Origin of the sequence: Caballeronia sordidicola, from assembly GCF_001544455.2 — a bacterium.
In the GTDB taxonomy this organism is placed as follows: domain Bacteria; phylum Pseudomonadota; class Gammaproteobacteria; order Burkholderiales; family Burkholderiaceae; genus Caballeronia; species Caballeronia sordidicola.
Genome location: NZ_FCOC02000042.1, coordinates 1 through 8,571, shown reverse-complemented (window position 1 = coordinate 8,571; position 8,571 = coordinate 1). Strand labels below are relative to the sequence as shown.

Here is an 8,571-nt window from a genome sequence, read left to right as displayed (position 1 = left end):
ACGGCACAAGATTGCGACGAAATCGCATTGTACGATCCTGAGTTCGAGCAATGGCATTTTGTGCCGTACACCGGACGCGGCAACGCGAACGTGAGGTAAGACCGAGGGTTTCGAGCAACGAATGTTGGTCGGAAACACCGTCGTTGGTTTGTGGGGTAAGCAAGGGGGTAGGCGGGATGAATTTTCCGAAAAGACCCGCTGGGTAAGGATTTGCGGGCGATCGTTTCTTTGTCGCCGAAGGACCAAGAAATGAAGTTCCGCCACGGACAGCGGCTAATAGCGCTAAAAATATCAACGAACAAAAAACGCGCGACGAGCTAAAAAGCAGGACCCCGTCCGCACCGCCCCCAAGTGCAAACGAAAACCCCTCTCAAACAAACCGCCGCGCCAGCAAACAAAGAATCTCATACATAAGCGTAGCGGCAACAAGTGAGGTATTCCCGCTAGGATCGTATGGTGGTGAAACTTCCACCACATCCCCTCCGACCCAATTCAAACCCTCCAACCCACGCAGCAGCGCCTGCGTCTCGCGCGTTGTCAGCCCGCCAATCTCCGGCGTCCCCGTCCCCGGTGTATAAACCGGATCAAGCCCATCTACATCAAGTGAAAGATACGCTTGACCATTCCCCACGACCTTGCGCGCTTCCTCAATGATCGCACCCACGCCGCGCGCCTCGAACTCTTCAATAAACACCACCCGCATGCCGCTTTCCAGCGAATACCGCCATCCTTCATCCGAATTTTGCGCACCGCGAATGCCAATCTGGATCGTGCGCTTCGGGTCAAGCAGACCGGCTTCAACCGCCCGTCGAAACGGCGCGCCATGCGTGAATCTGGATCCCTTGAAACTGTCCCACGTATCGGTATGAGCATCGATATGCACCATGCCAATAGGCGCCTTCGGCGCCATCGCCTGGAAAATCGGATAAGTAATCGAATGATCGCCGCCCGCACTCAACGCAATCTTGCCGGCCGCAAAAATGGGCTCGAAGAAGCGCCGGATGTCTTCGTGCGAACGCTCGAGATGAAAGAGATCGGTAAAAGGCACATCGCCAATATCGCCGACGCGGCATGCATCGAAGGGATTGAAACGCGTCACATGATGGATGGCGCGCGTCATGCTCGACATGTTGCGGATCTCGCGCGGACCAAAGCGCGCACCAGGACGCGCCGTGACACCGCCATCGAAGGGCACGCCCGCCAGCACGATATCGAGCTCATCGATACTCGTGCAATACGGCACACGCATGAATGTTGGAATGCCGCTGAAACGCGGCAGCGCCATCTGGCTTCTATCGGTGCCGGGCATGATGGTCTCGTCAGAAAGTAGGCGGTGTATTGGTCCACAGCACGCGTGTCACCGTCTCGCCCGGATTGCGGTAACTGTGCGGCACGGTGCTGGGGAAATAGAACGTGTCGCCAGGATGCAGCAGATAACGCTCGTCGCCAAGCGTCAGCTCGAACTCGCCTTCGATCACATAGCCGAGTTCCTCGCCCGCGTGGCTGATCTGTTCGTCGCTGCTTGCAAGCGGCTCGATCACGTGAATATCGCTTTGCAGCAACTGTCCGGCAGCCGGCACGATCACGCGCTCGAGCATGATAGAAAGCCGCTTTCCCGCCGATGGAAACTCGGTCGTCGGGCGCTCGCTCGCACGCTGCACCGGCGAGGTGTTGATGTCCGGCCCGGACACGAGCGCGCCCACGTTGGTGGACAACGCCAGCGCAATCTTGTGCAGCGTCGCGAGCGACGGCTGCGCATGACCGCCTTCCAGTTTGGACAACATGCTTTCCGAGCAGCCGGCCTGCTCCGCGAGCGCCTTCAGGGTCAGTTGCTTCACCATGCGCGCGTGCTTGAGACGCACGCCCAGCGCCGCAGCCGGATCGGGCTGCACCTCTGCCGGTTTGCCGGCGCTCTGGCGCGCGTTGGCCGATTTGCGTGCTGCGGGAGTTTTCGTGGCCACCGGAAGGCTCTTCTAAAAGTTGGAGGGTCTACGCCAGCACCGTGAATTCGACTTCAAGCGGATTGAGCGCATTGATGGGAATAATATCCTGCGGACACGCCGACATCACCACCACACAATCCATCAGCGCCTTGATGTCCACATGATCGCCTGCCTTCGATACCGGCGCGAGCCACTCGATGGAATAGTCCGGCTTGATGGGAATGTTCATCCACAGGTTGAACGGTTGCGGCACTTCGCGTGCACGCAAGCCAATGGCTTTTAACGCCATGCGCATGTTGTCGGCACAGTTGTCGTGATACCCATGCACGCCGAGATTCTTGTATCGATACAAATCGCAAGCCGCCATCAGCGTGTCGTGGACGCCTGGAGACGTATCGGCAACGAGTTCGGCAATCGGCCGCCGATGGTTGGTCATCAGCGGATCGCCGGCTTGCGGAATCACCTTGTCCAGCGACGCGCGAGCGTGCTCGAACGAAAGGAATTCGTCGAGGTGATTCGCGTTGAAGATCCACGTGTCGCAGACCTGCGTGCCATGGGTGTTGATGATGCGGATCGTCTGCCCCGCCTGCACGCGTACAGCGCGGCCGTTGCGCGCTGGCACCGTATAGGTCTTGCCGATCTCCGGCGTGCCGTCGGCGGAAATGGGTTCGCGCAGCGTGGCGTTCTCGCCGAGTTCGTGGCTGTTGTCATGATGATGTTCAACGTGCGGCGTGCTCATGGTGACTCCTTCAGTCGTATAAGTTTCAAGGTGCTTCGTTGCAGAGATGGACCAGGCAGTGCGCGAGCGCGCGCGTACCCAGAACGAGGTGATCGTCGCCGGTGGATTCCGCCGGGTTATGGCTGATGCCGCCGCGACTTGGGACGAAGAGCATTGCGCTCGGACAATGCTTCGCGAGATACATGGCGTCGTGGAACGCGCCAGAGGTGATGTTCATTGAAGGCGCTGATAGCGCGTTGCATGCATCCTTCACGCGCCGGATGATCGAGGGCGCGAATTCGACCGGCGGATGGGCGAACAGCACTTCACGCGAGACCGCATGACGTTCTACGCATGCGTCCAGCTGTTTGTCGAACGCATGAAGAACAGAGGCGTCCGGATGACGGAAGTCCACAGTGAACGTCACGTCCGATGCAATCGTGTTGATGGAGTTCGGGAGCACGGTCCATCGGCCGAACGTGATGCGGGTGTCATCGCGCCCAAGCTCGTGAGCAAGCGCCGATAGCTCCGCGCGCACCGCAAGCGCAAGCGTCATGGCGTCGTGGCGGGCATGCATGGGCGTGGTGCCGGCATGCGCCGCCGCGCCCTTGCAGTGCACCGCGTACCAGCGCACGCCCTGAATGCCCGTGACCACGCCGAGAGGAACATCGGCGAGTTCGAGCAACGGGCCTTGCTCGATATGCAATTCCATAAACGCATGCGCCTGCGCTTGTACGGGCCGTGTTGCAAGAGAAGGAAACGCGTCACGATGCGCGGCGAGCGCAGCCGCAAGCGTGATGCCTTCGCTGTCCCTTGCTTGCATGTAGCGTTCGATCAATACGGGATCGGTGAATGCACTCGATCCCATCGCGCCGGGTTGAAAACGCGTGCCTTCTTCGTTGGTCCACGCAACCACTTCAAGCGGGCGGCGCGTCCGTATGTTGGCATCGTTCAAAGCGGCCAGGCATTCGAGGCCTGCAAGCACGCCGTAACAGCCGTCGAGTTTTCCGCCGGTGGGTTGCGTATCTGTATGGCTGCCGGTCATGACCGGCGGCAGATTCTCCAGCCCCTCCCGACGGAAGAAGAGGTTCGCGCACGCGTCCGTACGCACGCTACAGCCAAGCGCAAGGGCACGGTCAATCAAGTGGCGGCGCGCGTCAATATCGATCGAAGAAAGCGCAGGCCGATCCACGCCGCCGTCCTCACGCGCGCCAAAACGCGCAAGCGTCTGGATGGAATCAAGCAGACGCGCTGCATTGACGCTGGATGCTGTGCTGAGTGCGTCGTCCTGCATCACTCGGCTCCCACGACTGGTGTCAGGCTGCGATCGAACCATGGCTTGAGAAACTGTTGCAAGCGCGGCGTGCGCGTGTTGCCGAAGATTTGCGCGGGCGGCCCTGCTTCAACGATCTTTCCGGCTTCCATGAACACGACGTGATCCGAGATCTTGGCGGCAAAACTCATCTCGTGCGTGACCATCACCATGGTCATGCCGTCTTGCGCAAGCGATCGGATCACGCTCAGCACTTCTTCCACGAGTTCGGGATCGAGCGCAGAGGTAGGTTCGTCGAGCAGCATGACTTCCGGTTCTATCGCGAGCGCGCGGGCAATGCCCACGCGCTGCTGCTGTCCGCCGCTCAATGACGCGGGATACGTGTTCGCCTTTTCTACCAAGCCTACGCGCTCGAGCGCCGCATGCGCCTGTTTGCGGGCATCGGCCTTGCCCGCTTTCTTCGACAACACCAGCGGCGCCGCCACATTGCCGAGCACCGTCATGTGCGGCCACAGGTTGAATTGCTGAAAGACCATGGAGACAGGCCGGCGCACTTCCGCGATGCTCTTTTCACTATCGCGGTCACGTTCGGCGCGCCCCGCTGATCTATAACCCAGCAACTGGCCTTTGATCCACACCTCGCCTTCATCGTAGGCTTCGAGGAAGTTCATGCAGCGCAGCGCTGTGGTCTTGCCGGAACCCGAGGGACCAATCAGCGAGACAATTTCGCCGCGCTGCACTTTAAGGTCGATGCCCTTGAGCACACGATTGGCGCCGTACGATTTGCCCACGGCGCGAAGTTCGAGAATGGGAAGTGAGCTCATGAGGTCTTTCGCGCAGGTGCGATGAACACCGCCGCCCACTTGAAACTGACGGCGACACATTGCGTAAGGAGCCAGTAGCAGATGATCAACATCGCATACGGGCCGATATACGTGTAGGTAGCCGAAACAATATCGCTTGCGGTCATTGTCAGTTCGGGCACCGTGATGATGGATGCAACCGCGCTTTCCTTGATGACGAGAATGGTCTGGTTCGCAAGCAAGGGTAAGGCGAAGGCCACGGCCTGAGGCAATTCGATGCTTCGAAACGCCGGCCATCGGCCAATCCCGAATGCGCGCGCCGCTTCCATGTGGCCGCGCGGAATGCTGGCCCAGCCCGCGCGGAAAATCTCCGCGAAATACGCGGCGGAATACACCGCGAGCGACACAATGGTCGCCTGCACGGCGGTCATCGTGATGCCGATGACGGGCAGGCCGAAGTAGACGATCACCAGTTGCGAAAGATAGGGCGTTCCGCGAACGAGCCACACATACACGCGATAAGGCAGGCCGAGCCAGCGCGCATACCGTATGCGCAACGCGTTCAGGGCGAAGCCGCCCAGCGCGCCAATGAGGGCCGCCAGCAAGCTGACTTCGAGCGTGACGAGGATGGCGTCCGCAAAGCGTGGAGTGAGCGCGAGGAAGCTGTTCATGATGGTTTCATGCCCGCCGCGCCATGCGCCGTTCGATCCCGCGTCCGGCCAGGGAAAGCAATGACGTGATCGCCAGGTAAAAGCACGCCGCGAGCGTATAGACTTCGAGCGGCCGATAGCTGACTGAGGACAGTTGCTGCCCGACACGCATCAGGTCGGTCACCGAAATCACCGAGACCACCGCCGACGCCTTGACGATATCGATCATCTCCGAGACCAGCGCCGGCAGCGTCAACGTGACGACCTGGGGAATCTCGATGTGCCATAACGTCTGGCGCCGCGTGAGATTGAAGGTCTGCGCCGCCTCGATTTGCCCGCGTGCAATGGCGGCGAAACCTGTGCCGAGAATCTGCGACTGATAGGCGGCCGTGTTCATCGATAACCCGATCGCCGCCGCGACCACGCCGGGAATTGCCCAGCCGAGACCGGACGGCACGTAATAGAACACGAGCAGTTGCGCGAGCACCGGCGTGCCGCGAAACAGGCTCACGTAAGCACGCGCGGCCGCGGAAAGCGTCCGGCTCTGGCTCGCCGACATCATGTAGATAAAGATGCCCGCGAAAAAACCGCACGCCACCGCGACAGCGGAAAGCCACAGCGTGGTGATCGCGCCATCCAGCAGTTGCGGCAAGTAGCTTGCGCCGCGCGCGAGGAGATCGGGTGGGTTCATGTCGGCGAAGACTGATTACATCGATGGTTCGGGAACCGCGTCCGACGGTACGTCCATGGTCGTGCCGAACCACTTCATTTGCAGCGTCTTCATGGTGCCGTCCTGGTTCGCACGAGCGATGCTCTCGCTAACGAGCTTCAGCAATGCCGCGCTGTCAGCGTCCTTGCGCGCCACCCATGCAAAGTAGCTCTTGGGTCCAATGCTCTGCGGCAGCACGGTGAACACACCCGGACGCGATTTCAGCAAAGGTCCAAGGTTTGCGACCGACTGCGCGACCGCATCCAGACGACCGACCGCAAGGTCGGCATACGCTTCGTCGAAGGCGACGTATTGCTTGATCTGCTTGATGCCCGGACCGCCCGCGGCCTTGAGGCTTTTATCGAGTGCCATGAGTGCCTGCAATTGAGCCGAACCCGTCTGCGAGCCGACGATCTTGCCGTTCAGGTCGTTCGGCGATTTGATCGATGTTTCGTTCGAACGCACGAGCACGCCGGCGGTGGCGTCGGCGATTGGCAGCGTGAAAGCGAAATGGCTCGCACGATCCTTGTTCACGGTGACGGCGGTGATCACCATGTCGAATCGCTTGGCGTCGAGGCCGGGCAGCAAACCCTGGAAGGGGAGATCGAGTTGCTTCAGCTTTACGTCGGGCAGCGACTTCAACACGTACTGCAGCAGGTCCGCGTCATACCCCACGATCTTGCCGTTCTCGATGGATTCAAACGGCGCATAACGCGCCTCGGTGCCGACCGTTATCTCCTTGTTTGCCTTTACGCGCGCAAGCAGGTCATTGCCTTGCGCGAACCCGGGAACCGACGCAAACAGCGCAAGCGCGCCGGTCATCGACAAGACAAACGTACGAAGTGGCTTATGCATGATGCTCCCGTGCGGTCTCGCCGCCATGATGGGTTAGTGAATTAAATTCAAGTTACTTGAATAAAATTCACTATGCATGAAGTGTGCCACGAGAAGTCGCGTGTTGTGCCGCGTTTCGACGCAGCGCATGTGCACCGAAGTGGGATCCGAAAAGCTTTCAGGCACCGGCAAAGTGCTTGCAATGCACAACATAGGGAAACGTCGGGAATTCTTTGAAGTCGGGCGGAATTTGTGGGCCCATGCCCGACAAATTACGTTTCGTGATCGCGGGACCAGAAAAAATATTGTTCAGGCTGACCTGAATTGTCTGAGGTATTTGTTTTGAGTTTTTAATGGGGCGTGCAGCTAGTGGAGATCAATGTCGCATGTCGCCCTGGCGCGGCTTCAGTAGTCACGAAGCTGGCTTTTCGGCCAATCTCCATACTAATTTCCTCTTGTTCGATTTAGTAATGACCCTAAATTTTATTAAATCAGAAGAATGAGATCGTAATGAAAATCTCACAAAATGTCACACTCTTGCGTTCGAGTAATCATTTCGATACGTTTAGAATTCCGCCGCAAAGGCTTATATAGATCCGCCGAATTTGAGACGCGATACTGTGCATTAGAAATCCCTGTCGTCATCAATGGTTCATATATAAGTTGCCGAATTGCATGGATTTTGATATCGCGCGCAATGATCGGTCTGATCCATGCATGAGATGCAACGATTTTTGAATTAATTTGATCAAGTGATTTTTACCAAATATCGAATTATATTTTCATCGTTTGAACAAATACTTATGGTGTAGTGGCGCATCAAGGTTATATCCATTTCGAGTCGCTCGTTCAGTGATTGTCGCGCGTCTCGCATCATGTCCGATTTGAATCCTGACCACTTCGAGTGTGGAGATTGAGCCTATGTCGAAACTCGCTGGCCTTAAGACGGCCATATCAGTAAGTCGCGCCCTTCAGTACTAATTAATCTGATGAATAGGTTGAATGGTTATTAACGGTGATTTTGCATACGTTAATCCCGCTCACCGCTGTTCGTGGCATGTAAGTGTTCGTTTCCGCGGAAATCATGCTTCTTCTGAAGACGTCAAGCCTCGCCGACTTTTTCGTGAGGTTTCCAATCTTTTCCGCTAATCATAAATAATGATAAAACTCAATAAGACATTCCTAATTTGTCTCACGTCCGGCGCAGTGTTGAGCGCATGCGGCGGAGGTGACAGTTCCAGTACCGCAGCAGGAACGAGCAGCACAGCAGCAGCGGTAGCCAGTGCAACCCCTGATTCGGCCAGCGGGGTGACCGCCAACGACAGCAGCGTGATGGCGGCTGCGCGCAGGCGCAGGCCTCCAGCAACGACCACGCCGCCAGCATCGACCACGCCGCCGGCGACGACTACGCCCACGACGCCGGCCGCTACCCCGCCGGCCGCTACAGCACCGGCTACTTCGACCGCGGGCGCCATCGTCATGCCGCTCGAAGTCATGGGTGCGGGCAGCGGCGTGGTGGTCACCACCACGCTACCGGTCCCCGCCGGCGCATCGGCAACCACGTTGACGCTGCGCGTGAACAACCTCTCCTACGACGCCAAGGGTTCCATCCAGATCAACGGCGGCAAATGGATCGACCTC

Annotated in this window: 9 protein-coding genes; all 9 read right to left on the bottom strand. The window is 58.4% G+C overall.

Annotation, left to right across the window (positions count from 1 at the left end):
• Positions 1–370: 370 nt before the first annotated feature.
• A complete protein-coding gene (gene speB / locus AWB64_RS30350; protein ID WP_060859118.1) occupies positions 371–1,309 on the bottom strand; it encodes an agmatinase in 939 nt (312 codons plus the stop codon).
• 10 nt (positions 1,310–1,319) lie between these two features.
• Entirely contained in the window at positions 1,320–1,862 is a 543-nt protein-coding gene (locus AWB64_RS30345; RefSeq protein WP_082850694.1) for a cupin domain-containing protein, read from the bottom strand.
• Positions 1,863–1,989: 127 nt separating this feature from the next.
• Positions 1,990–2,682: a DUF1989 domain-containing protein gene (locus AWB64_RS30340; RefSeq protein WP_060859117.1), complete on the bottom strand. Its 693-nt coding sequence runs from the start codon at positions 2,680–2,682 to the stop codon at positions 1,990–1,992.
• A gap of 25 nt (positions 2,683–2,707) precedes the next feature.
• A complete protein-coding gene (locus tag AWB64_RS30335; RefSeq protein ID WP_099050622.1) occupies positions 2,708–3,955 on the bottom strand; it encodes a M20 family metallo-hydrolase in 1,248 nt (415 codons plus the stop codon).
• The gene (locus tag AWB64_RS30330; RefSeq protein ID WP_060859119.1) at positions 3,955–4,758 is read right to left on the bottom strand and encodes an amino acid ABC transporter ATP-binding protein; all 804 of its coding nucleotides are present in this window, start codon (positions 4,756–4,758) and stop codon (positions 3,955–3,957) included. The genes AWB64_RS30335 and AWB64_RS30330 overlap by 1 nt, the downstream gene beginning before the upstream one ends.
• The gene (locus AWB64_RS30325; RefSeq protein WP_060859115.1) at positions 4,755–5,408 is read right to left on the bottom strand and encodes an amino acid ABC transporter permease; all 654 of its coding nucleotides are present in this window, start codon (positions 5,406–5,408) and stop codon (positions 4,755–4,757) included. Before AWB64_RS30325 ends, AWB64_RS30330 begins: the two co-directional genes overlap by 4 nt.
• Before the next feature lie 7 nt (positions 5,409–5,415).
• Positions 5,416–6,078, bottom strand: a complete 663-nt coding sequence (locus AWB64_RS30320; protein ID WP_060859114.1) for an amino acid ABC transporter permease — start codon at positions 6,076–6,078, stop codon at positions 5,416–5,418.
• A 15-nt stretch (positions 6,079–6,093) separates the two neighbouring features.
• Entirely contained in the window at positions 6,094–6,951 is an 858-nt protein-coding gene (locus tag AWB64_RS30315; protein WP_060859113.1) for a transporter substrate-binding domain-containing protein, read from the bottom strand.
• A gap of 1,124 nt (positions 6,952–8,075) precedes the next feature.
• Entirely contained in the window at positions 8,076–8,411 is a 336-nt protein-coding gene (locus tag AWB64_RS30310; protein WP_060859112.1) for a hypothetical protein, read from the bottom strand.
• Between the last annotated feature and the right edge of the window lie 160 nt (positions 8,412–8,571).